Origin of the sequence: Paraburkholderia sp. EG287B (genome assembly GCF_040965595.1) — a bacterium.
Taxonomy (GTDB): domain Bacteria; phylum Pseudomonadota; class Gammaproteobacteria; order Burkholderiales; family Burkholderiaceae; genus Paraburkholderia.
Genome location: NZ_JBFRCG010000023.1, coordinates 29,659 through 54,096 on the forward strand (window position 1 = coordinate 29,659; position 24,438 = coordinate 54,096).

19 protein-coding genes and 1 pseudogene are annotated in these 24,438 nt (G+C 61.9%); 6 read left to right on the forward strand and 14 right to left on the reverse strand.

Features of this window, described 5'->3' with window-relative positions; all coding sequences use genetic code 11:
* Positions 1 to 2,247: 2,247 nt before the first annotated feature.
* The gene (locus AB4Y40_RS34300) at positions 2,248 to 2,502 is read left to right on the forward strand and encodes a hypothetical protein (RefSeq protein WP_368691704.1); all 255 of its coding nucleotides are present in this window, start codon (positions 2,248 to 2,250) and stop codon (positions 2,500 to 2,502) included.
* A 959-nt stretch (positions 2,503 to 3,461) separates the two neighbouring features.
* On the opposite strand, the pseudogene AB4Y40_RS34305 reads toward AB4Y40_RS34300, so the two are convergent.
* The 14 genes and pseudogenes from AB4Y40_RS34305 to AB4Y40_RS34370 all read right to left on the reverse strand — a co-directional run.
* Positions 3,462 to 3,677 (reverse strand): annotated as a pseudogene (locus AB4Y40_RS34305) (hypothetical protein); the annotation flags it as partial.
* 486 nt (positions 3,678 to 4,163) lie between these two features.
* Positions 4,164 to 4,667, reverse strand: coding sequence for a cupin domain-containing protein (locus AB4Y40_RS34310; RefSeq protein WP_368691622.1), 504 nt, complete (start codon positions 4,665 to 4,667; stop codon positions 4,164 to 4,166).
* A gap of 256 nt (positions 4,668 to 4,923) precedes the next feature.
* Complete coding sequence (locus AB4Y40_RS34315) at positions 4,924 to 6,051, reverse strand: hypothetical protein (RefSeq protein WP_368691623.1); 1,128 nt, start codon at positions 6,049 to 6,051, stop codon at positions 4,924 to 4,926.
* A gap of 198 nt (positions 6,052 to 6,249) precedes the next feature.
* Positions 6,250 to 6,567 (reverse strand): WD40 repeat domain-containing protein, encoded by a 318-nt coding sequence (locus tag AB4Y40_RS34320; RefSeq protein WP_368691624.1) that lies wholly within the window; start codon positions 6,565 to 6,567, stop codon positions 6,250 to 6,252.
* 79 nt (positions 6,568 to 6,646) lie between these two features.
* Positions 6,647 to 7,168, reverse strand: a complete 522-nt coding sequence (locus tag AB4Y40_RS34325; RefSeq protein WP_368691625.1) for a hypothetical protein — start codon at positions 7,166 to 7,168, stop codon at positions 6,647 to 6,649.
* 64 nt (positions 7,169 to 7,232) lie between these two features.
* On the reverse strand, positions 7,233 to 7,775 hold the full coding sequence (locus tag AB4Y40_RS34330; protein WP_368691626.1) for a hypothetical protein: 543 nt from the start codon (positions 7,773 to 7,775) through the stop codon (positions 7,233 to 7,235).
* Between the two features lie 354 nt (positions 7,776 to 8,129).
* The gene (locus tag AB4Y40_RS34335; protein WP_368691627.1) at positions 8,130 to 8,927 is read right to left on the reverse strand and encodes an anti-sigma factor; all 798 of its coding nucleotides are present in this window, start codon (positions 8,925 to 8,927) and stop codon (positions 8,130 to 8,132) included.
* A 1,061-nt stretch (positions 8,928 to 9,988) separates the two neighbouring features.
* Positions 9,989 to 10,405 carry a plastocyanin/azurin family copper-binding protein gene (locus AB4Y40_RS34340; RefSeq protein ID WP_368691628.1) on the reverse strand — a complete coding sequence of 139 codons (417 nt, stop codon included), beginning with the start codon at positions 10,403 to 10,405 and terminating at the stop codon, positions 9,989 to 9,991.
* Positions 10,406 to 10,579: 174 nt separating this feature from the next.
* Positions 10,580 to 11,095, reverse strand: a complete 516-nt coding sequence (locus AB4Y40_RS34345; RefSeq protein ID WP_368691629.1) for a DUF2127 domain-containing protein — start codon at positions 11,093 to 11,095, stop codon at positions 10,580 to 10,582.
* Positions 11,088 to 14,201 carry an efflux RND transporter permease subunit gene (locus tag AB4Y40_RS34350; RefSeq protein ID WP_368691630.1) on the reverse strand — a complete coding sequence of 1,038 codons (3,114 nt, stop codon included), beginning with the start codon at positions 14,199 to 14,201 and terminating at the stop codon, positions 11,088 to 11,090. Before AB4Y40_RS34350 ends, AB4Y40_RS34345 begins: the two co-directional genes overlap by 8 nt.
* Positions 14,202 to 14,254: 53 nt before the next feature.
* Positions 14,255 to 15,322: an efflux RND transporter periplasmic adaptor subunit gene (locus AB4Y40_RS34355; protein WP_368691631.1), complete on the reverse strand. Its 1,068-nt coding sequence runs from the start codon at positions 15,320 to 15,322 to the stop codon at positions 14,255 to 14,257.
* On the reverse strand, positions 15,319 to 16,716 hold the full coding sequence (locus tag AB4Y40_RS34360) for a TolC family protein (protein WP_368691632.1): 1,398 nt from the start codon (positions 16,714 to 16,716) through the stop codon (positions 15,319 to 15,321). The genes AB4Y40_RS34355 and AB4Y40_RS34360 overlap by 4 nt, the downstream gene beginning before the upstream one ends.
* A 115-nt stretch (positions 16,717 to 16,831) precedes the next feature.
* Positions 16,832 to 18,112 (reverse strand): sensor histidine kinase, encoded by a 1,281-nt coding sequence (locus AB4Y40_RS34365; protein ID WP_368691705.1) that lies wholly within the window; start codon positions 18,110 to 18,112, stop codon positions 16,832 to 16,834.
* Entirely contained in the window at positions 18,102 to 18,791 is a 690-nt protein-coding gene (locus AB4Y40_RS34370; protein WP_368691633.1) for a response regulator transcription factor, read from the reverse strand. Before AB4Y40_RS34370 ends, AB4Y40_RS34365 begins: the two co-directional genes overlap by 11 nt.
* 288 nt (positions 18,792 to 19,079) lie before the next feature.
* On the opposite strand from AB4Y40_RS34370, the gene AB4Y40_RS34375 reads away from it, so the two are divergent.
* The 5 genes from AB4Y40_RS34375 to AB4Y40_RS34395 all read left to right on the forward strand — a co-directional run bounded on the left by AB4Y40_RS34375 (position 19,080) and on the right by AB4Y40_RS34395 (position 24,409).
* Positions 19,080 to 19,919: a phosphatase PAP2 family protein gene (locus AB4Y40_RS34375; protein ID WP_368691634.1), complete on the forward strand. Its 840-nt coding sequence runs from the start codon at positions 19,080 to 19,082 to the stop codon at positions 19,917 to 19,919.
* Positions 19,920 to 20,193: 274 nt separating this feature from the next.
* Entirely contained in the window at positions 20,194 to 21,174 is a 981-nt protein-coding gene (locus AB4Y40_RS34380) for a chromate resistance protein ChrB domain-containing protein (protein ID WP_368691635.1), read from the forward strand.
* Positions 21,171 to 22,355: a chromate transporter gene (locus AB4Y40_RS34385; protein ID WP_368691636.1), complete on the forward strand. Its 1,185-nt coding sequence runs from the start codon at positions 21,171 to 21,173 to the stop codon at positions 22,353 to 22,355. Before AB4Y40_RS34380 ends, AB4Y40_RS34385 begins: the two co-directional genes overlap by 4 nt.
* A 31-nt stretch (positions 22,356 to 22,386) precedes the next feature.
* Positions 22,387 to 23,121 carry a superoxide dismutase gene (locus tag AB4Y40_RS34390; RefSeq protein ID WP_368691637.1) on the forward strand — a complete coding sequence of 245 codons (735 nt, stop codon included), beginning with the start codon at positions 22,387 to 22,389 and terminating at the stop codon, positions 23,119 to 23,121.
* A 46-nt stretch (positions 23,122 to 23,167) separates the two neighbouring features.
* Positions 23,168 to 24,409 carry an MFS transporter gene (locus AB4Y40_RS34395; protein WP_368691638.1) on the forward strand — a complete coding sequence of 414 codons (1,242 nt, stop codon included), beginning with the start codon at positions 23,168 to 23,170 and terminating at the stop codon, positions 24,407 to 24,409.
* Positions 24,410 to 24,438: the final 29 nt, after the last annotated feature.

The window sequence follows — 24,438 nt, forward strand, 5'->3', positions numbered from 1 at the left end:
AGCAATATCGTTTCCGCTTTCTTACATGGAAGTGTCTCCATTAGAGACACAGGGCGCCTGAGGAGCAGAAGGTTGTCGCGAACGGGCTGACACCTCGTCGCCTGATTCGCGGCATTTCTCGGCGCTCGTTGGGGGTGTCTCCATTGGAGACACGAAGTCGATCACAGAACAAAGCCGGTATGCATGAGCGGACGACAACCGCGCGGGTGGGGGCTCCCTGTCGGGTGAAGGAGTCGTGGCCACGGCGTGTGTCATGTCCCGCGATGGATCGTGCAGTTGATAAAGCACGTGGATTCGACGGTGTGTCTCCATTGGAGACACACACGTGGTCTACTCTCCGGCTGTGGCGCGCCGCGTGGAAAAACCGTACGGTCCGCGCGGCAAAAGAAGTCGGACATCAACCCGGAGATTTTTCGTTACTTCCCTGGAAACCCGGAGTTCATCCCGGGGTTTGCGAGCAGGCCCCGGGATCAACTCCGGGTTTTACCGGTACCGGGCCCCAGCTTGCTGCCAGCGCGGATAGATAATCACAGGACCCCCGCCGGCAAAGGCGTAATGTCTGCATTGATGTAGACCGCCCTAGTGGTGTCGCTAGTGGGATCCGGAAATCGCTATACAGTGTCACACACTGATACGCTGATTCGCTTCGGTCGCTTGCAGCCAGCGGTCGCCTTACCAGACGCCAGCTGGACCTGAGCGGAGTCATCAGGATGCCGATGCGCGGGTGGGAACTTTGTTGTCAAGCTCTGTGAGCGCGTCGAACATCACCGCATCGCCATTGCGGTGACCGGCGAGCCACCTCGGGGTGCCGTCATCAGTAATCGGTGCTTTAGCACCACGGACAGTTACGCGCCGAGCGCGGCGATTGGCTGCAGACGCTCCGCTGCGGCGCGCATGCGTGGCATTGTCCCCGGGCCGTTGGTCCAGGCCCCCGGTAGCGAAACCCTCGGGCGCCGCGAGTCGCCGTCATAGAGCGGTCTCCCAGCCAGCCCTGGCTTAGGGGTTGATCACATCATCGGCTGGATTTGTTAGTGATACGTCTTGGTTTTTGAGGCACTTGGATGGCTACCGCGAGCATCTCTATTTGATCAGCTACTGCGAACAGGCGAACCGGCTGCCCAAGATCCGATGGCTTGCCGGTTCGAGTCCGGCCTCAGGCACCGTCGCGTTCTAGGATCAAGGCGGTTTCAGCACTCGTTCGTTGAGTCGGCGGCCAAGCTCTAGATTAGAAGCTCTGCAAGTTGTGTCTGGCATTTTTTGATAGGCGGACGCCACGCCACCTGTGTTCAAGGTCGCTGGCGACCATTTGGCTTTCAGCCATTTTCCCCCTCTAGGCTGCAAGCTTATAAAACCGCAGCAGGACTCACGCGACCACTGAGAAGAAGAGCGAGTAGTTCGCATCGGTCATCTTGTGCGTAACGGAAGATACGCCCAATGGTTAGCGAACGATTCACGAGCAACGTGCACTTCAGTAAATCGACTAGTTCGAAGCTTGAGGTTGCGCGTGGACGCGAACCTTCACGACGACATTGGCAATCGTTCTGACGCACGTGCGAAGAGTCAGGATGGCTGGTCGCCAAGCTCAAATGTCGGTGACCAGAGGCTCCGGAGCGACAGAAAATGCAACTAACAGTTTGTGCGACAAACGTTTGATAGACGACTTACAGCGTAATGAACTGCTGCTAGGTAGGAGCGAAGGCGGACGCGCCGGAAGATGCATGGCCGGTAGTCGAACCGAACGAGGCCCACGACTCCTCACTCGCGAAGGCGTAAGGAGGTGTATGGTCAACAGGTTTGATTTCTAGGGCGCAGACCATTTCGATGGTCCGGACCGGAAGACTAATAGCGATATCCCAAAGCGTCCGGCACACGCACATCAGATGCCCGCGTGAAACATGCGTGAGCAAAAACTAATGACGTCAAAAGCCTTGTGCAGTGGGCATTTGCGCCGAAATGACCCATTATGTTTCACGGCGCGGAGACACTGGAATCAACAAAGAACGTTAGTAGGGAGCGAAATTGGCGAGGTACCGTGTCTCGCCCCGATCATGTGTATCAAATGTTACGTAATCTGTACCTTTTGTCAGAGCGCGCAGCGCAGTGCGGTCTTGGAAGGCGGAAAGACGCAGGCACCTGATCGAGTCCCTGCTAATACAGATAATCACCCACGCGGAGCGGATCATCGACCCGCTGACCGGCGTCACAAAGGCCGGCCTCGTGAGCTACTACGCGAGTGCCGCCGAGTGGATGCTGCCGCATCTGCTGTCTCGACCTATCGCGATGGTCCGCGCACCAGACGGCATAGCCGGAACGCTGTTCTTCCAGAAACACGCGGATTGCAAGGGCATGCCGGTGCTCGCCGCAGTTACAGGCGTTGCCTCGAGCGGGATACATTATGCGCACATGCGCGCCACAATCTGGCAATCCTGCTCGAGAGACGCGGCGACCAGCAGGTCCTTGTGCGTCAGCTCAACGCCTACCTATCGCCGGCTGATCACGTGAATGCTCATGCGTCGTCTGATGGAACGAGTTGTGGCGGCGGCGATGACCGACGATGTTGTGTGCGCAACTAAGATGGCCGTTGCGAAAATCTCGCGAGGGAGGGGTTACGGCAGAACCTGCCGGAGAAGGCACGCGCTCGTCAGCTACGGCTCCCGCTTGAGCCAAGGACCGCTGATAAAAGGGGGAGCGCAGCTTGAGCCGGTTAGCCGACAAAGCTGACCGGGCGATGCCTTTGACAGATAGCGCCACGCCCTGTCACCGGGCGGGACGTTCAACATTACCGGGCCAACTGTCAAATCCCGTCTGCTGCCAACCACGATGGTCGTCCGGCCGATAAATGCGACTAACGGTCTTGCGCCGCCCAACCTCCCAACAGAGGCAGACGGTGCAAAACCCCGTCTTCAGCAACTGGGGTAACTGCGGGAGTGGTGTACCTCCTGACGTGTCGGGCTCGTATCGATCCGATGGCCTGACGCTGGGCAGCGAGACGGGCTTCCTGAGCGGCGAGGGGCGGAACTGGTCGCGAACGTGCGGCGGCCCGGCGCGCCCGGGCGTCGCTGTCCCCGGTGCGGGACACGCGGCAGGGCGGCCTTTTCTGATCAGGATGGCGCGAGTGCGGAGTGACCGGTGGTGGTGGCCGTGAATTCTCTCCGCCGCGGAGAGAATCCGGCGGCCGCGGACCGGGGTGTTCCGCCCGGACGGCGTTTCCCGGTAACGTGCCGTGTGTGCCGACCCAAGGCACCCATACTGGCTTCATCCATGACACAGTTACTTCCCGGCTCCCTGTTCGAGGACGTCAGATCGCGGATTGGCCGCTCATCAAGTCCGTGGCTTTGCGACCATCAGCGCTCGCCGCCCGGGTCAATTTAAACTTCCGAGTCTTGACGACACCCCGAGTACGGACTGACGGAGACGGGAAACGTGACGGTCACTCGGCGCTCTCGACGCGCGCGCGGCTACCTGCGCGTGCGCATCTGCAGGATGAGCGCGATCGCAAGCAGCGACGTCATCAGCGCGCGCGTTGCGCCTTGTCCCCATCCCGCGTTGACCGCGAGAAAGTCGGCACCAGTCTCGCCGACCGTGGTCGACATGATCTTGATGATCCAGAACGCGAAAGTGATCGCGGGAACCTTGTTGAGCCAGCGTGTCGCCGGTCGATCGGATGTGTATGTCATACGGCGACTCCTCAGAAATCGGGTGACGGACCTGCAGTCTGATCGCTCAGACTTAGCAGATCCTTAGCCGGGTTCTTCTGGAGCCGCCTCCTGGCTCATACATTGACTGCAGGTGGGCTGTTAGACAGGGGGAGATATCGACACTTGGCCCGGTTCGTCACTTTGCGGTGGGTCGCCGCCAACGGGCGCTCAATCGCCGGCGCCGGACTTCGGCGACGGCACGTTCGACATGGGGCTTTTCCTCGGGCAGGTCACGTCGCCGTCTGGCGGTCTGGCGAGCAATGCCAACGGATGCGGTTTTCTGATCTGTTTCCCCCGACGTAAGCGTTGACGACGTGTGGGCACACTTCGCCAGGGTCGTTCGTCGGCGGCTTGCGCCGGATTTGGGAAAAGGTATAGGAGTTCAGCGTTTGACGAAGTCCAGACATTCGGCAGTACCCGACCCGAAGCTGCCTTTCGACGAAGCCGAAAGCGGACATTCAACGCTTAAGTTAAGAGGCGTCCTTGCGAAGCGGGCACATCGCCTTGAACCGATTGTTGGGCGACCGATGGAATTGGAGCGGCAGGAACGAGCCCGTAGTCGGACATGACCGCCAACAACTTCTGGCGGTCTGGCGGCCCGCCGGCATTCACTACCGCTTGTATATCCAGAAAGTACTGCGCACCCACGTCCGGGGTAAGGACGACAAGTGCCTTGGCAGTGGTTTGATGAGGGTTGCTAAACGAATGGACGGAGCCCTTGGGGGTATGCATCCACTCACCCGGTGCCAGGTCCCTCACAACACCGTCAACGGAATAGCGGATGAGCCCCTCCAGGGCGTACACGCATTCTTCATTGTGGGTGTGACTATGAGGCGGCGGAACGTTTGCTCCCGGCGCGACCGTCAACTCGAATACGCCCATGCCCTTCGTGGCGGATCCGTCTATGAGATAGCGAACTGTCACGCCGCCAATTGTGATTGGCCCAAGATTGTATGCGTCTGTGGTCATCGTGAATACTCCGAACAGGTGTCGGCCGCAAAGGGGGATGTAGCAATCTGTCACGACAGTCAGTATTACCGAAACAAGACTAATCCGGGCAAGTTGTTGAGCTGCAGTTTCTGGCCCGACGGACTCTGCCACTGATCTTCGGGCCCGGTTCGACCCTGAAGAGCCAGTCGCGACTTCAATTTCGCCGCCGCAAACCGGTCACTGTTCGGGTTGCCGGATTTGCTTTAGCCGTTCCGGAGCGTGCGTAAATCAAACCCTAATTTTTCTTGAAGATTGCGATGGTGAACAGCGTGGCGAGCGTCAACAAGGCGAGTGTAAGCGCAGCACCAGTGCCCCAGACGACCCACAGTGCTTCGCCGAAGTAGGCGGACAGTCTGTCAATCAAGCGAGGAGAAGGGTCGTCGAGCAATTTGGTTGCCTTTCCGAGTATCAACTGGCGTCCCTCAATCACCTTCTGACGGTCCTCCAGCTTGCTCATTTCCATGTTTGCCGAGATCGCACGCTGTTCGAACTCATGGACGGCTCTGCGAAAAGAGTCTCCGCCATCGAGCGCCATGATGTCTTGTACGCGCCTGTCGCCAGCAGCAGTGGTCTTCTTAATCGCTTCCGATTGCGCGTCGTCAAGCGCGGTCCGCAATTTCGTTAAGCTCTTGTCGGCTTCGAGGCTCATAGCGCCGGATGCGTCAGCAGTAAACTTTGATAGCGTGCGCTGTGCAGAAACCTGCAACTGATCGAGTTGATTGCCAACATCCGTCGCCTTTGTTCCAAGCGTCTTGAGTTGACTCGTGAGGGCGTCGCTCTCCTTGCGCCTAGCGTCGAGAACGCTTTCGATGTCAGTCTTCTGTTTGGCGAATTCGGCGTTGAGCGCTTGCTGCTTCTTTTGCATTTGCTCATTGAGATCGAACGATAGGCCATAAAACTTAAACACGCCGATGCACGCGAAGACGACCAATGCGACCAGCGCAGAAACAATAATTTTGAATACCGGGTGTCGATACACTATCTCGGGCAGCGCACGCTCAACCTCGGAATACGGACTGCGTGTGGAGGGCAGGTCTCCTGCTGACTTGCAAATCGAGTCCCACGCCACTTTTTCCAACGCCAACCTGTACATTTCCAATTCATACGGGTCGATGCCGTTTTCGCGCGGGGGCAGGTCAGTCGGTGTCACGACCGCCTTCGCATACGTCGCGTACAGAGTCGAATCGGGCGGCAAGACGCGCTTCATGACGTCCCGCGCAAGAGACAACGCGACGTCGCGTCTGGCCTGCCAAGGCACGTCGCGTCTGTCTTGGGGGACCGAGTCGAGATTCGAGAGTTCGTGAATCTGCTGTCGGAGAAGCGAACGCTCGCGTTCTGAGCTGCCTTCGAACAAATCGAACATAGAGAGACTCCCGGATTCGTCATTAGTCGGCGCGCACGCCGGTCCCGAGTGTGCAGCACATGGAAAAATCTGTCATCAAACAAACAGCGCGGGTTTGCTGACGGAAATTCGCGTATGCCAAGAGCCGCCGTTCGCGAATGCCGGCTTCTGGCCGGACTGCGTCCCACGACCAGCACGTCGCTCGCCCCCGCCCGCATCTCATGCAACAGGCATAACCGACCCTGAGCTGCCTTTCGACCTGCAGAGCCGTAGGCGGCGGCTTTCAATTCCTGAGCGGCCATTTCCACGCAACCACTGAGGGAGCAATACATGCGGACCGAGCACCATTCCTGGAAACGGTCGCAGCGAGCTTCGCCGCCCGTCGGCCCGCATGGCAAGCGCGGGGATCTCGCTGGTGTGCCCTTCGAGCGTCGCTTCGCACGCGCCATTGGCTGGTTTCCACAGCCTGATCGTGTGGTCCGTCGACCCGGAGGCAACCCGGCCATCGGCCCGCACCGCGTGGGCGGAAACGGGCACACTGTGTCCGTAGGGCTTCGCTCCGTTTGCGTTGCACGCCGGATTCCAAAGTCTGATCGTCGATCAGCACGGCACCGGACTACGACGGACCGCCCGCGACCGCCTTGGCCCTGCGCGATGTGTTGCGTTCCAGTCTCATGTACAGGTTCGCTGCCACGATACCGAAGACGATGTGAACGATCACGCTCGCCAAGTTGCGCGCTTCTGCGAACCACGGAGAAAGCCGTGTCATGCCGTAGAAGTTGATCAGGTATACGGCTACAGCGAATGCGCAACCCGCCAGTGAAGCCATCCCCATGCTTGAGTCAAGGTTGAATGACGTCATGATCAGACCGAGGACAAGCGCGAATGCGATGGCAAGGGCAAAATGCACGACAAAGGCCGCGAGCACGATGCCAAGCGAGAATGCTTGCGGCGATTGCAATGCGCCTCGTCCCAGAATGATCGCGGCGACCATGCGTGGGGGCTCCAGCAGACTGCCACCAGCCGTCAGTGCCATCAGGACGACTCCTAACACCAGGAACACAGTGCCGGCGATGACGCCTGCCAGCACGGCGGCCCGCCTGTCGAGCTGGCCGTGGGTGAAATGATGGGAATCCATGTGAAGTTGCACAATTTGTCTCCTGATTGACTCGGAGAAACTCTCAGCGAAAAACTCCTTTAAATCAGGCGTGCTTCGCACTGAATTCGTTGAGCGGCACAGGCTGCTTGAGCGGATCGAAGTCGGCCCACCGCCCTTGTTGCCAGCGGCCGGTCGCGCGTTCGATCGCCGCGCCTCCCGCATCGCGCAGAACCCGTGCGGCGTCCAACTGGCTGTCCGGCGTCACGTGTACGGCCACCAGCACGCCGGATTCGCGGGTTTCTTCGTTGCTGGCTTCACGCGTGCGCGCCATCGCGCCGACCAATGAGCCGACATACGCACTCACCCCAATCGCGATCAGCGAAACTATAAGCGGCGGCGAAAACACTACGAAGATACCGACGCCGGCCAGGGCGCCAACCACTGCGCCAATCGTGACGCCTATCTCGGCACCCTCCGGCGCCTCCCTCGCGTTTGCGTCGCTGGTGCTTTCGAATCCGTGCTGGCCGGACGGATTGACGAAAAACAGTGTGACGTCCTCCTCGACGAAACCGGCAGTGATGACCCGTTGTGCCGCGTCTTCAGCTGCGGGGAATGTCGTAAAGCGTGCTGCGACGATGAGTGACATGTGGCCTCCCTTTCGGCTGTCGCGCAAATTGCCTGTCGCGAGCGAAAAACGATGGACTCACCGTGTCTCGTCGGCACGGGTGTTCAGCGGAGCACTGCCAAGTGTGGTGGCGGCGAGCACGAGCGCAGCATGATATCTATCATGATGTTTCTCCTCGAGAACCTGACGAGATCGCATCTGCATTTCGGCTCCGCTATAAGAACGTAGGTTGACTTCGAAATATTCCGCTACCGGATCGGGGCACTCGGTGTGGCCAAGGTCGCTGCGAACGATTTTCGCGATTACCGTTGCGGGTGATTTAAGGCGACACATGGCGATGCCACGTCGACGGAAGGGGTTACGATCCAGTACGCTTTACCTCCACTTTTCGGGATGCCCGCCTAGCTCGCTGCAGACGTCGACAGCTATCGTTCCCAATTGTCCCTCAGCCAGCTGCCCGGAGAGCGCGTAACCGATGTGGTCGTTTGCCCAACTGAATGTGCGGCGATTGCCTTCGCGCAGGAGCTGGATCGGAATTTCGCGTTGTGAGGCCGGGCTCACGTAAAGCGTCAGCCGCGCGCCGGCCCCGTTCTCGTACATGAATTGCGCGGCTGGCCCGGCTATGCCCGGCAAAAGGCGCCCCCCCAGCAGCGCATAACCGTACTCCTGTAGCGACGGTGCTGAGAGCGGACGATTCAGGCGCTGCGAGAGCCAGTCGAAGAGCGCCCCCTTGCGCGCGGCGGTCACCTCAACCGGATGACGGCGCTCGGGCGCGTAGACCACGTAAGCGAGGTCGGCTTGCTCGGCAAATTCCATCTGCGCAGATTGCGGCGCAACAGGCGTTGTAATCACGCCGCCGAGCCCTGCGAGGGCAGCGCCAGCGGCGAGCGAGCTGACGGCGAGCGCCGTGCGACGCCACCAGGACGTGCGCGCGCGCAGCAGCACGTACGACGTGGTCGTTTGTGCGTCAAGATCCGCGCACAGTACGCGCAAGGCTGCCCGCTGCGCGCGATAGCAGGCGACGAGGCTTGCAGCACGCCGGTTGGCGACCAACCGTGCTCCGAGTGCCTGGTGTTCTGCTGCCGTCAACTCACCATCGACGAATGCCGATAGCGCACGCAGCTCCGGTTCGCCGAAGCCTGACGCTGTACCGGGATCAGGATCGTCGCTCATCGTGCTAACTCGATGCTGCCAACGAGATGGCGCTGTGGGGCTACCCCCCGCGAGCAGCAAGCGCATGCGCCAGGCCGCCCACAAAAGACGTGACGTCGCCGTACCGACAGGTAGGCGTCAGTTCGGGTGCCAGCGAGCCCATTGATTCAGAGAGATTCTGTCGAATCTTCATCACGGCCTCGTAACGTACTGAGGACACCGAGAAAACGTTCTAAATGCGCCTATATTCCGCGGTGATTGAAAACAGGATTTGCTCAGGTGATTTTCGCATTCGTGCCACGGAAAGGCAGCGCACGTGCCAGTGGACGTTCGTCCGGCACAGCCCCTTTACTTCGAGGAAGAGGTGTCGCTGTGACGCCTGATACAGCGTCCCTTGCATCGGGCTTCGTGGTGCACGCTTGCCTGTTTACGCCGTCCGACACGGCGGCGCGTTGCCAATCACCGTGGTCGCAATTCTGCACCTGTACCCACGTGGATGGGGCGATTACTGCTCGTCGTCATCCCCATGGTGATGTTTGTACCACCCACGATGACGGCCGTTATCATGCCAGCGACGTCGCTCCCAGTTGTCGCCCGAATATCCGTATCCGTATGTGGGCGCATAGACGATCGGGGGCGATTCGTAGACTACCGGTGGCGGGGCCTGGTACACACCGACCGGAGCACCGAGAAAGACGCTGACATCGGCGTGCGCTGATGCAGCAGCAGAAAAGCATGCAGCGCAGACGCCAAGTGCAGAAAACACCATTGTGCGATTCATGATCCTCGTCTCTTCAGTCAGGTTATGCCGCCTCGCAGGGACCGCGTGTCTTATATCGATAGCCTAGGTGAGAATCGAAGAGCCAGGTGATAGCGCGCAGTCTCCGCTGTAACCATCTGTAAATCGCATGTCCTTGATTTTTCCGCGCAAAGCCAAACCCGCGTCATAGATGGCCGAGGCATCGCCAAATGAGTGCCCTGCGTGGCATCACAGGACACTCGAAGCGTCTTGGATGCTCGTGTTCGAGCAGCACTTTTGCTGCTCTTTCCGCCGAGTACAGTCGAACTGCGTTGGCATCAACCTACGGCGTCACGACAAGCTCCGTATGCATTCCCGCTGCATAGTGTCCCGGCTTGTTGCAGATCAGCGCGTAGTGTCCCGGCGCAAGTCTGAATGAAACGCGCTTGCTCTTGCCCGGGGCGATATCTTCGACTTCGCCAATCTTGTTCAGCCTGCGCTCAAGCACCTCTCCCTTACTGACGGGGAGTGCATCGTCCGAGAGATCTGTCTTGAGTACAACGAGTTCGTGTTCCATGTTGTTGTCCGCAGCATTCCTGACTTCAAGTGTGATGCGGCCCGCCCTCACGTTGTGCGTTCCGAGCTGGATCGAGTTCGATAGCAATGTCGCGTTGACGGTTTGCTCCGCCCAGCTTGCATGCGATGTCATCCCGAGCGTGATCACACCGGCGAGGATAGTGAATCTGCAAGTGGCATACATGGTCCCCTCCTTTGTACCGACATATCGTGCGTGCCTCGCGTCGGGCGATTGCCGAGCGCGATATTTTGAGTGCGCAAATGCCCCTTCCTGTGCGAGGACATGAATGCTCTCTGCGGCGCACGATATGTGCAGTAAACGTGGACGGTGGCAGGCCTATTCCGGGCGTGGCCCCCGTCACGAACCCGGGATGGTGATCTTGCGGTTGTCTCGAAGATACCGGTACTCGTGCCATGTGAGGGCGATGACGACGACGTCCAATGCCGTTACCAGCAACAACCAGACCGAATGGGTGTACGTGAAGCGGTAGGCCTGGTAGGCAATGAACAGCGCGAAGACGACAATCGAGACAGGGAAGTACCAGAGTCTCTCACGCAACAAGCCGGCCACGAGCCAGAGCTTCACCACACCGTGTGCAAGCAGGTAAATCCCGGCGAATCTCTGGGCATCGACGGACAGGTGTTGCACCGTGTGAAGCAGAATATTCGCCACCAGATCGTGCGGGTCTTCGGCGAACTCATCCCGGGTGACCCACAGCACAAGCGCGAGAAAATACCGCTGCGGCACAAGGTATGTGGCGACGCCGGCGACAATTTCTGCAAGCGCGAAGACGGCCTTGAACCCGAGGGTCAACTCGAACAGCAGGTGCAGGTTCTTCTCGCCCAGCAACCGCCTTTTACCCGGCTCACCCATTCGCTGTCCCCGGTTCGGCGACTTCCTCGCGCGCGAAGCGCCCGTAACGCAACGCCAGCGTGGGCAGCACGATCAGGTTCAGCGCGGTCGAGGTGATGAGCCCGCCAAGAATGACGATGGCCATCGGCCCTTCAATTTCGTTGCCCGGCGCGCCACTCGTCGCAGCGAGCGGCGCCAGCGCGAGCGCAGTGACCAATGCAGTCATGAGGATCGGCACCAGCCGTTCCGAGGCGCCACGCACGGCGGTGTCCGTGTCCCAGGCCAGGCCGTCGGTATGCACCAGATGCTCGTAGTGGCTGATCAGCATGATCGAATTGCGCAGCGAAATGCCGAGCAGCGTGACGAAGCCCACCATGCTGCCAAGTGACAGGTTCCCGCCGCTGAGGACCACGCCCAGGACTCCGCCCACCAGCGCGAAGGGGAGGTTGATCAGCACCAGCAGCACGGCGCGCCGGTTCTTCAACGCCATGAACAGCAGCAATGCGATGCCCACCAGCGCAATCCCGCCGTACGCGAGCAGGTCTCGCTGCGATTGCGCGCGCGCTTCGCTCTCGCCGCTGAAAACGGCATACGTACCCGAAGGCATCCTGATCTCGCGATTCACACGCGCCTGTGCCTCCTTCACGAAGTTGCTGACCGGCCGGCTGCCGAGATTGACCGATACCGTCTGCACGCGCTGGCCGCCGTCGTGAGTGATCTGGTAGCGGCCGGCGACCTGCCGGATCGTCGCCAGCGTGGAGAGCGGCACGGCAAAGCCGTCGGCGTTGCGCACCATGAGCTTGCCCACGTCGCCGATCGACCTGCGCTGTGCCAGGTCGAGCACGACGGCGACGTCGTAGGTGCGGCTGCCCTCGTAAATCTGCGAGACGGTCACGCCGGCGTAGGCGGCCTGAATCGCATCGAGCACTTCGACCGGGCGAAAGCCCCAGCGGCTCAGTGCGTCGGGATTGAGCCTCACGTCAAGTTCGGGAATCCCGGGGGGAGAGTCCACCCGCACGCTGGCGACACCGTGGATCGTACCGATGAGCCGGGCGATCTGCTGCGCCGTGCGATCGATGACGTCGAGATTGTTGCCGAAGACACTCACGACCACGGGGGCTGTCGTCCCCGAAATGGTTTCGTCGATGCGCTCCTCGAGAAACGTGTTGACCGAAGTGGAGAGGCCCGGAAAGCGCGCCAGCGCCTGGCGAATCCGGTAGAGCGCCCAGATCTGGCCCGATGCGTCCATCGGCTTCAAGTCGACTTCGAATTCCGAGAGCTGCACGCCGGTCGGGTCGACCACACCGTTCGCGCGGCCGGCGCGCTGCGCCACGAGCCGCACGCCCGGCACCTGCAACAGCGCCTGCGAGACCTGGGTGCCGATGCGCATCGATTCGACAAGCGAGGTGCCCGGCGCGAGCCCCATGTGAACGGTGTAGTGGCCTTCGCGCAGTTGCGGAATGAAGCTCCCGCCCATGAACGGCAGGGACGCAAGCGCCGCGGCGCACATCACCGCGACGATGACCATAACGCCCTTCACGTGTTGCTCGACCTTTGTCAGCAGCGCGATGTAACGTGTCTTGAGGCGCCCGATCAGGCGCGGCTCCCGCTCGGGCAACGGACCCCTCGCCAGGAGGGAGAGTGCCATCGCGGGCGTGAGCGTGAGCGCGACGCCCAGCGACGCGAGCACGGCGAAAATGTAGGCGATGCCCAGCGGGGCAAAGAGCCGTCCACCGATACCCGTGAGCGTGAGCACGGGCAGGAAGATCAGCATCACGATGAAGGTGGCGAAGACCACGGCACTGCGCACTTCGAGCGAGGCGCGCAGCACGACGCGAAATGCGGGAAGCGGCTGGGCCAGCATGCGATTCTCACGCAGGCGGCGGTAGATGTTCTCGACGTCGATGATCGCATCGTCGACCACCTCGCCCAGGGCGATGGCGAGGCCGCCCAGGGTCATCGTGTTGAGGCTGACGCCGAACGACGTGAGCACGATGATCGCGACCAGCAGAGACACAGGAATTGCCACGGCAGAGATCACGGCGGTGCGCACGTTGAGCAGAAACAGGAACAGCACCGCGACGACCAGCAAGGCGCCGACGATAAGCGACATGCGCAGGTGACCGACGGAGGCCTCGATGAAGTTGGCGGGCCGGAAGACGTTCGTGTTCACGTCCACGCCCTGACGGGCGAGCACCGGCGCAAGCCCGGCGAGCGTCTTTTCGATGTCGCGCGTCACGGCCATCGTGTTGGTCCCGTACTGGCTTTCCATTACGACCATCACGCCGGGCTTGCCCATGATCGATGCTGCGCCGACGGCAGGTGCATTACCCCAGGTCACGCAGGCAACGTCGCCAAGGCGCACGGCTGCGCCGTTGCTGGAACGCAGCACGACACCCGCGAGTTTGGGTGGCGTCGCGATCTGGCCATCGGCGTTCACGGCGATGCGCTGATTGCTGTTCTCGATGAACCCGGCGCCGCGCACGCCTGTGGCCTGGCGCGCCGCGGCAATCACATCCTGGACCGACAGGCCGTGACGCATCAGCCTGGCGGGATCGACCTGGATCTGCATCTGGCGCGTCTGACCGCCGAACACGATTACATCGGCCACGCCTCGCGTACCCAGCAACGGCGGTTTGACGGTCCACTGCGCGATGTCGTAGAGGTCCGCAAGCGAGCGCGTCTTCGACGTCAGGCCGATGGTGCGCACGACGCTCGTCGTCGTCGTGAGCGGCAGGAGCTGGGGTGCCGAGACACCGGCCGGCAGCGTGCCCGCGAGTCCGGCGATGCGCTCGGTGACGAGCTGCCGGACCTGCATCACGTTGGCATGGTCGTCGAACACGAGCGTGACCGAGGAGAGGCCCTGCATGGACCGCGAGCGGATCGACTGCAGGCCGGTCATGCCGCCGAGGGCATTTTCAACCGGCTGTGTCACGAGGGTCTCCACCTGTTCGCTCGTCATGCCCGGCGCGGCCGTCTGCACGATGCTCATCGGCGGTGCGAACTCGGGAAAGACGTCGAGCTTCGCGCGCGTGAGGGAAAAGAGCCCGTAGCCAGCCACCATGACGGCCAGCGAGAAGATAACGCCGCGAAAGTGCAGCGAAAAGCGGATGATTGCGTCAAGCATAAGGCTGTGTGGGGCGTTGTTCCGGGCGGGGCATGCGAGGCTCAGTCGCGGGATCAGTCGTCACACTCGGGCGGATCCTTGCAGGCTGTGCCGATGCCCTGTGGTCTGGTCTCTTCGGAGAGCAGCAGTTGCGCGCCCTGTGTCACGATCTGGTCGCCGGCCTGGAAGCCCGCCGTCACCATGAAACCGTGATTGCCTTCATTGGTCGCTGCCACGTAGCGCCGCGTGAAGCGGTCGTGCGCCGTGCGCACGTATGCCCAGGTCTGGCCGCCGTACCACACCACCGCCTGCTCCGGGATCAGCAATCCGGACACGGCCTCGCTCGATGTCGGCACGCGCGCGCTCGTGCGCAGGTTCGCGGGCAGCGCGGTGCCGGCGACGTACAGCCATGGCGTACCCTGTATGGCGGGATCGGCGACGGGCGAAGCGGAAAGCCTCTGGGCGGGCACCGTGGAGCCGCTGGGTGTATCGACCGCAATACTCTCGGGCGGCGTCCTGCCAAAGCTGGATGGCAACGTCACACGCAGCACAACCGACTGACCCGCCTGGAGACGCTGGAACAACGTCGAGGCCGGTGTCGCTGCCGCGTTCGCGAGTGCCTCGCCGAACTGCTGCCGCATCGTGCCATCAAGACCGTTCAGTGTGACCCGGGCGGATTGCAGTTTGGCCGCATCGCCCTGCATCGTCGCCTGCGCGGCCTGGAGCGTCTTCTGCGAAACATTGCGGTCGTCGGCGAAGAGCGTACGGCTGCCCTCGTACTGCGTGCGTGAACTGGCTGCCTGTGCGGCGAACGTGTCGACGTCGGCGCGTGCGCTGGCGAGGCGGTTGCGCAGATCGAAGAGCGGTTGCAGATCGATGACCATGGCATCCGCGCGGATGCCGGACTGGCTCGTGACGGCCGCGAGCGGCGCGACTTCGATGTGGCCGGCGCGCTGCGCGTCGGGGCTCACGACCACGACCGTCTCGCCGTTGACCGTCTGCACAGCGGCCTGCGGCGCAGACGGTGCTGCGGTGGCTGTCGATGCACCGGAGTCGTCGAACGCCTGGTTGATGATGTACCAGCCAGCGCCGGCGCAGAGGGCCAGCGAAAGAACGCTAAGGAGGATCAGCCGGTATTTCATCGTGTTGTTCCCCCGCTGAGGGTGGGGCGCGTTGTCTCGTGGACAAGGGGTACCTGCATCGCGTCTTCGAGTGCGCCGGCGGCCTGCTGGACGGCGACTTCTGCGTCGAGATGGACGGTCTCGCTCGTTTGATAGTCGGCTTTCGCCTGCGTGTAGGTCAGCCGGTCCGCATTGCCGCTCGCGAATGCAGCCGCCTGGCTGTCGAGCTGGCGACGGGCGCTCGCCAGATGGGCGTCGGAGATCTGCAGCGCCTCGCCGCTCGCCTGATAGCGCGCCAGTGCGTGCGCGAGGTCGCCGATGATCTTGTCCTGCAGCGCGCCGGTGCGGACCGCCGCTTCCTTGCGCCTCGCTTCGGCCTGTTTGATCCCCCCCTGGTTCTGGTCGAAGATCGGCAACGTGATGCCGGCCAGTCCAAAGCCGATCTTGTTGGTGCCGGTGTCGTAGGTGTAGCCGGGACCGAGATGGATGTCCGGATACTGTTTCGCGACCTCGAGCTGAAGCGCCGATTCGGCCGCGGCGTAGTCGGCCAGCGAGGCGCGCAGATCGGCGCGATGGAAGATCGCCGCACGCTGCGCGTCCGCCGCCGGTGGCGCAGGGGTAGCGGTGCCGAAGTCGCTCAGGTCGAGCGTCACGCCGTCGAGCGCGGTGACCGGCACGCCGATGGCGGCGGCCAGTTGCGCGCGCGCGTCTTCTTCGGCAGTGCGCGCGGCGGCCAGGTCGCTCTGGGCCTGGGTGTCGGCAAGCACCGCCGCATCGACATCGGGCTGCGAATACTGACCGACTGCGAGACGGTGGCGGCTCATGGTCGTGATCTGCCGCTGGGCTTCGGCCTTCGTGGACAGGAAGGCGATGCGCGTACGGGCGGCGTACAGGGCGAGCATGGCATCCCTGACCTGCGCACTGACCGTCCATGCTGCGGTGATGATGTTCAACCGGGCAGCCTCAGAAAGGTGGCTCGCCTGGTCGACGCGATAGCCGCGCTTGTGCGCGGTCTCGATCGGAATATCGAGCGAAGGACCCCAGGTGAAAGGCGCCCCGGGCCCCGGGTTGGGCGTATTGAACTGGAACGGCAACTGCAGGACCGGGTTGGGAATCGCGTTGGCGACATCGATGCCGGCCTTGGCCGTGCCCCATTGCGCACGGGCCAGGTCGAGGGCGGGGCTGTAGTAGAAGGCCGCGAGGGTAAGCAGCTCGCGGTTCCAGGTGGCCGGCGGCCACGGGTCGACATCACGGCCAGCTTCGCGCGCGATCCAGGCATGCAGCTCCTCGCCCGCAAGCGAGCGCTGCTCGAATTGCCGGGCAAGCTGGTCGGGGGCGATCGGCTGGGGATGATAGGTCGTACAGCCGGCCACGCCGGTTAATACGATGAAGACAATCGACAACGCGCGGCGCATTCTGGCATTCCATCCCGGACGATAGGCCGCCCACGCGGGCGGCTTTCGGGCTGGAGATTACGCCACCGGTTGTGAAGTTTTCGTCAAGAGCCCACCCGATCCGGGGGAGACGGGCTCAGGTCCGGCTCACAGCCGGCAGCCGAAGCGACACGCTGGTTCCTCTGCCGGGCTCACTGCCAATCTCGATTGCCCACCCGTAGCGCTCGCACAGCTTCCTGACGATAGACAGGCCGATCCCGACCCCGGGCGTCGGGGTATCGGGCGATGGTGCCTGGTAGAACCGGTCAAAGACATGCGGGATTGCATGCGCCGGAATACCGGGTCCCGTGTCCTCGATGTAGAGCCAGCCGTTGGCGTAGCGAAAGTGCAGCTTTCCGTGGTCGGTATGCCGCACGGCATTGTCGATCAGGTTGGATAGCACGATCGCAAGCGCAGGGCGGTTCGCCACGACACGAAGTTCGCCGTCGATATCATTCACCGACTCGAGTCCTTTTTGCTCGAGCCGGGCGGCAAACGGTGCCAACGCGGTTTCGATCATCTTCGCGACGGCCACCGGCTCGACCTCGCGCGCCGAGTCCTCCCGCGCAAGCATGAGCAGCGCGTTGGCAAGTTCGCGCATGTTGTCTGCTGCCCGCTCGATCTGCTGCAGACGTGCGCGCGATTTGCCCTGGATCGCCGTATCCTGCTCGAGCAGTTCGCAGCTTGTCTTGATGGTCGTGAGCGGTGTGCGCAGCTCGTGGCTGACATTGCCCGTGAACTCCTTCTCGCGCGCCATCATGTCGGCCATGCGCTGATGGTAGTCGTTGAACGCCTCCACGAGTCCGATGAGTTCCGTTTCGTCGTATTTGCCTGGATGGATCGCAGCCGATTCACCCAGCCGCAATGTCTTGACCTGCCGGGCGAGTCCCGCGACCTGCCGCACCAGCAGTCCGGAAAGACCAAAGGACAGCCAGATCGTCAGCAGTGCAAAGATGCCGGTGCCGCCCATCAGGGCGTTGATGACTTCCTTGAAATGCTTTTCGTAGATATTGAAGTTATAGACCCGGTACAGGCGTGCCGTGCCCATGGACGCAATGGCGACGTGGATCTCCCGGTCGTCGATAATGATTTCGTGCGTACCGAAAGGCAAAGTCCTGACGGTTTCGGGCAGGGCAATGGGCACGCGGTCCGCACTCGAAACATAGCCATTCAGTCGTACGTCGAACGGTGGCAGCAGCGCGGGATTGGCCTGGTAGCTCTTGAGCACACTCGCCATGTCGTCGCGGATGAGCGCCGCGATCAGTCTCTCTTCCTGCGCTTCGGCCAGTGCTCGCACGCCCAGCGCCTGGGCGACCAGCAGTGCAATGGTCAGCACCGAAAAGACCAGCGCAACCTTGAATCGCAGGCTATTTCGCATCATCACCACTCGTCACGAGCCGGTAACCGACGCCATGCAGCGTTTCAATCACATCCGCTTCACCGGGCCCACACAGCGCCCGGCGCAGCGTATAGATGTGCGTGCGCAGCGTGTCGCTGTCCGGCAGCTCTTCTCCCCAGACTTCGGACTCGAGCTCGGCGCGGGTGAAGGTGCGATGGGGCGACTGCATCAGTATACGCAGCAGGTGTAGACATTTGGGCGGTAGCTTGACCGGGCGTCCGGCGCGTTCGACGGTCATCGTCGACAGGTCGAGGCGCACATCCGCGAACCGGAGTTCCATGGTGGCGACATGGCCGCGATAGCGCTTGATCATGGCGCCAAGCCGCGCGCCTACTTCCTTCAGGGAGAACGGCTTGACCAGGTAATCATCGGCGCCATGCACGAATCCCGCGAGTTTGTCGTCGAGCGCGTCGCGCGCGGTCAGCATGAGCACGGGTGTGTCCCGGCCCGCCTCCTCTCGCAGCCTGCGGCAGAGCGTGAGCCCGTCCATGCCGGGCAGTGACAGATCGAGCAAAATGGCGTCCCATGAGTCGGCGAGCGCCATCTGCAGCCCCGCGTTGCCACTGGAGGCCACGTCGACCTCGTAACCGCCTGCCTCAAGGTAGTCGTAGAGGTTTGCAGCGATCGCGGAGTCGTCTTCGACAATGAGTACCTTCATGGACATCCGATTAACACGCGCCGGCTGGAAGAGAGGTGATGCTACCGCAGACTGTCTCGTGCCGCGGTTGCGAAAGTCCGGTTGCCTCTCGATCTCGCGTGCGCGGCGCTTATGCACGTAAGGTTGCGTCCAGATTGCAGGTAAAGTTGCTGATATAGCGTCAGGACGTCCCGAGCGCCAGATCCAGCGGACACTTGGGCCTGACCTTCTCACAACGCGGGCCGGCGGAGGCATGGCGACCGACGCGTGCCGCAGGTTGTGTCCAGCACGGGTTACCGGAGGTTCCCGATGAAGCCGCTGAGCACGCTTTTCAGCAAGTTGTTGCGACGCTTTTCGGATATGGAGCCTGGGGCTGTGGTTGGCGGTAAAGAGGGGTGGCGATTTGTGCTTCGCCGTACGGGTTTTACGAAGTTGGCGGTGGCCGTCATTCTTGTACTTGGCGGCATCTGGCTGTTTCTCGGTATTCTCGAAGACATCCTCAGCGGGGACCCCCTGGTTACCGTCGACCAGATGCTCCACAAGGGGCTGCAGGGGCTTCGCACTCCGCTTGTTGGCCACGTGATGGTGGCCGTTTCGGAGCTTGGCGATGCTGCGGTCACGATTCCCGTCTTTCTGACCGTGCTGTCTGTGCTCCTGCTTCGGCGCGAATGGCGGACGGCCGGGTACTGGATTGTCGCAATCGCGATGGCTGAAGCATCGGTGAAATTAATCAAATTTGCTGTGCAACGGTCACGACCGGTGTCTATCTACGAAGGTATTGAAAGCTTTTCCTTTCCCAGTGGCCACGCGACACTGAGCATTGTCATCTATGGCTTCCTCACGTACCTCGTCTGTCGCGGCCGTCACAAGCACACGCAGTTCAGGATTGCCGTGATAAGTGGTTCGGTAATAGCACTGATATCCATTTCCCGCCTGTACCTCGGTGTTCACTGGTTTTCCGACATTCTGGCCGGTCTAAGCCTCGGCACGGCGTGGATCGCGTTTCTTTCCGTCGCCCATCATCTCAGGGACCGCGACACGCGAGGTTCGCCCGTGCTGTGGGTGGTCGCGCTTGTCACATTTCTGACGACTGCTGCGATTCACATCTCACTGCACCACAGCGCTGATCTTGTTCGCTATGTGATCTAGCTGAAGACGCATACGTGGTCAAACCGGGTCACGAATTGGATCCGGTCAGGGAACCTGCCAGCAACACAACGATCGTGGACGGGATGCCAGGGATCGCGTCGGGCCGCCCACGCGCAGGCGGTTTCATGGTGACCGCTCTTCCTGGTCTTCGACGCTGGACCGAAATTGCGCAGAAGAACGCGGCATCCGGCCAGGAATTCGTCGGTTCAAACGGGATTTTGGTGGATAAAAAGTTAACTTGTAGATGACGCTACACAGCAGTAGCATAATCTACATGAAATCATTATCGACCTGGTCGGTCCTTGTACTGACATTGCCCACCGAGAATGCGACGGCGCGTATGCGCTTCTGGCGCGCACTCAAGGCAAAGGGCTGCGCCGTTCTGCGCGACGGCATCTACCTCTTGCCTTATACGGAAGCGCGCGAGGGCGTGCTGCGCGAGCTTTCGGTCGCGATTGGCGAAAGCGGCGGCACAGCCCACCTGCTGCGCGCGCCTAGTCTTGACGCGTTGCAGGAGGCCGAATTCCGCGCGCTGTTTGATCGCGCTGACGAGTACGACGGCCTCATCCGCACGCTCGCCGATGCCCGGAAGACGGTCTCGGGCCAGTCCGCCGCGGAACTGACGAAGGTGATGCGGCGCTTGCGCAAGGACTACGAGACCATCGTCGCCATCGACTTCTTTCCGGGCGAGGCGGCAACGCGCGCCGAGGCCGCCTGGCAGGATTTTGTTGCGCACGTCGACACGGTGCTCTCGCCCGGCGAGCCACACGCGGCAGACCGCGCAATCCGCTCGCTTTCCGTTGAGGACTATCAGGGGAGGACCTGGGCGACCCGCAGGCGCATGTGGGTCGACCGTGTGGCGAGCGCATGGCTGATTCGCCGTTTCATCGACCGCGACGCGCGCTTCATCTGGCTGCCATCGCCGGACGTCTGCCCGGCGGACGCACTCGGTTTCGATTTCGATGGCGCCGTCTTTACCCATGTGGGAGAACGCGTCACATTCGAAGTACTGCTGGCGAGCTTCGGCCTCGACAGGGACCCGGCACTCGTGCGCCTCGGCGCCATGGTTCACGCGCTCGACGTAGGCGGCGCAAGCGTGCCGGAAGCCATCGGGTTCGAAGCGGTCATGGCCGGTACCCGGGAGCGCGCGGCCGGCGACGATGAATTGCTCGATGCCATGAGTCCAGTGCTCGATTCGATGTACACGCACTTCGCGGCGAGCGAAAAAGGTGGCGATTCAGGACGACGCCCATGAGCACAACGACCGCACACGTGCCGGGCTACACGCTCGGACAGATGGCGCTCTATATGCTGAAGCTCGGTACGGTTGGCTTTGGCGGACCGGTTGCGCTCGTCGGCTACATGCGCCGCGATCTGGTCGAGCATCGCGGCTGGATTGCGGAGGAGGACTATCGCGAAGGCCTGGCACTGGCGCAGATGATGCCCGGTCCGCTTGCCGCGCAGCTTGGCATCTATCTCGGCTTCGTGCACTACCGCCTTTTGGGAGCGACGGTCGCGGGACTCGCCTTCGTGCTGCCTTCGTTCCTGATGGTCGTCGCGCTAGGCTGGGCCTACGCGCATTTCGGTGGGCTGTCGTGGATGCAGGCGGTTTTCTATGGCGTAGGCGCGGCGGTAGTCGGCATCATCGCGATGAGCGCGTACAAGCTGACAACAAAGACGCTCGGCGCAGACCGGCTGCTCTGGATCATCTTCCTGATCCTCGCAGTTGTAACGATCGCCACGGAATCGGAAATCGCCTGGCTCTTTATCGCGGGTGGTGTCGTCAACTGGCTGCGCCGGTCGCCGCCCGGATGGCTCAGTAAAGGCGGTTTCAACGTACTGGCCGCGACGCAGGCGCCTGCACTTGCTGGCGTCTTCAGCGGACTGGATCTCCCGCTGCTCGGCCAGATTGGTCTTTTCTTCACGAAGGCGGGTGCGTTCGTGTTCGGCTCGGGTCTGGCGATCGTGCCGTTTCTCTACGGCGGCGTCGTGACCGAGCACCACTGGCTCAACGACAAACAGTTCGTTGATGCGGTCGCCGTCGCGATGATTACGCCGGGGCCGGTTGTCATCACCGTAGGTTTCATCGGCTATCTGGTTGCGGGACTGGCCGGTGCCTGCGTTGCCGCGCTCGGAACGTTTCTGCCGTGCTACCTGTTCACTGTGTTGCCCGCACCGTACTTCAAGAAGTATGGGCGGCTGCCTGCTGTGAAGGCGGTTGTCGATGGCATTACGGCTGCTGCCGTAGGGGCAATTACCGGTTCGGTCGTCGTCATTGCCAGACGTTCGGTCATCGACTGGCCAACCGCGCTGATCGCACTCGCAGCCGTGCTGCTGCTGTGGCGCTTCAGGAAACTTCCAGAGCCCGTGATCGTCGTCGCAGCCGCCCTGATCGGCCTTGTGCTCTATCCGCTTCTCCATCTGTACGCCTGGTAACCCGCGTGCGGGACAACTGCGAGGAATGCATATGAAGTCGCGACGTACCTTTCTGCACGATACCGCCGCAGTCGGTGCAGGAATGATGCTGTCCCGGGCGCAAATGGTCCACGCGGCCAGCGTTCCCGGCTATGTCGACAGACTCGTCAATGCGGATGGCAAGTATGCGGCGGCGCCGCTGCCATTCGCCTATGACGCACTCGAACCGGCCATTGATGCCCGCACGGTTGAACTCCATTACAACTTTCACCACAAGCCAGCCGCCGCTGCGGCAAACAAGGCCGAAGAAGCGCTGGCCAAGGCGCGGGAAACGAACGATTTCGCGCTGGTGAAGTTTCATACGAAGGAGCTGGCCTTTCAGTTGTCGAGCCACATCCTCCACACCATCTACTGGACGAGCATATCGGGCAAGGGCGGCGAGCCGAAGGGCGATCTGGCAAAAGCGATCGACACCAACTTCGGCTCATACGAGAAGTTCAGGACCCAGCTCATGGCAGCGACGATTGCCACTGAAGCGTCAGGCTGGGGCGTCGTTGGATACCTGCCTGCGACCGGAAAGCTCATGATCCTCCAGTGCGAGAACCACCAGAAACTCACGGCGTGGGGCATCCAGCCGATCCTGGTTCTCGACGTTTTCGAGCATGCCTACTACCTGAAGTATCAGAACCGCCGCAATGAGTACGTCAACCAACTTTTCAGCATCATCAACTGGGATAACGCTGCAATGAGACTTCAAGCCGCGATGCCGTCACGCGCGACGGTGTGAATGCACGCGCCTGGCACGACGTCGAGGCGAATACGCGGGTACTGAAATGACTGCTGCCCGGGCGCCACTCTCAATCCTGCTTCCTCCGGCGGGCGTGGACCGGAGCGCGTGGCTGCTGCTCGTAGCACGGAGTCTGCGCGGGATCTGCGACGGCTTCGTTGCCGTACTGCTGCCCGCGTATCTGCTGTCGCTTGGTTTCGGGAAGCTCACGGTTGGCCTGATCGGCACCGCCACACTGCTGGGCTCTGCCGTCGCGACGATCGCTGTCGGCTTGATGAGTGGCCGTTACCCGCAGCGCGCGCTGCTGCTCTTCGCTGCGGCCCTGATGGCAGCAACCGGCCTGGCGTTTGGATTCCTGTCGTCACTTTGGCCGCTGCTCGTAGTGGCGTTTGTCGGCACGCTCAACCCGAGTTCGGGTGACGTCAGCCTGTTTCTGCCGCTTGAGCACACATGTCTCGCCGAATCCGCGCGGGGCGACGTCCGAACCGCGCTCTTCGCCCGCTACAGCCTCGCGGGTGGGCTTTCGGCTGCACTAGGCGCGCTGCTCGCCGGATTACCGGACTGGGTTGCAGTCCATTCCGGCTTTTCCGCACTCGTCGTCATGCGCGCGATGTTCATCGTCTACGCAATCACGGGCTTCGTCGTTTTCCTCCTGTATCTCCGGCTACCAAAGCGTACGGCGCACGCGGCAACTGCCCGGGCGCCGCTCGGCCCGTCGCGCGCGATCGTCACGCGGCTCGCGCTGCTGTTCAGCGTCGACGCGTTTGCGGGAGGTTTGCTCGTGAACTCGCTGCTCACGCTGTGGCTGATCCAGCGCTTTGGCCTTTCGCTCGCGTCAGCAGGACAGTTCTTTTTCTGGTCCGGGCTGCTCAGTGCAGGCTCGCAACTGGCCGCCGCACCGATTGCCCGCAGGATCGGCCTGCTCAACACGATGGTGTTCACACACATTCCGTCAAGCGCCTGCCTGATCGCCGCCGCCTTCACGCCGACGCTACCACTGACCCTGGTCCTTTTGCTTGTGCGCAGTGCGCTGTCGCAGCTCGATGTGCCGACCCGGAGTGCCTATGTAATGGCGGTGGTGACACCACCCGAACGACCGGCGGCAGCGAGCTTTACGGCGGTGCCGCGCAGCCTTGCGGCGGCGGTAGCGCCGACAATCGCCGGTGGGCTGCTGGGAGCCGGATGGCTCGGCGCACCACTGATAGCGTGTGGCGTGCTCAAGATTGCCTACGATCTCGCGGTGCTCGCCGCTTCCCGTCATATCAGGTTAGATAGAGGATCGTCGTGAATCGCACCAACGCACTCCGTCGCTTCGTC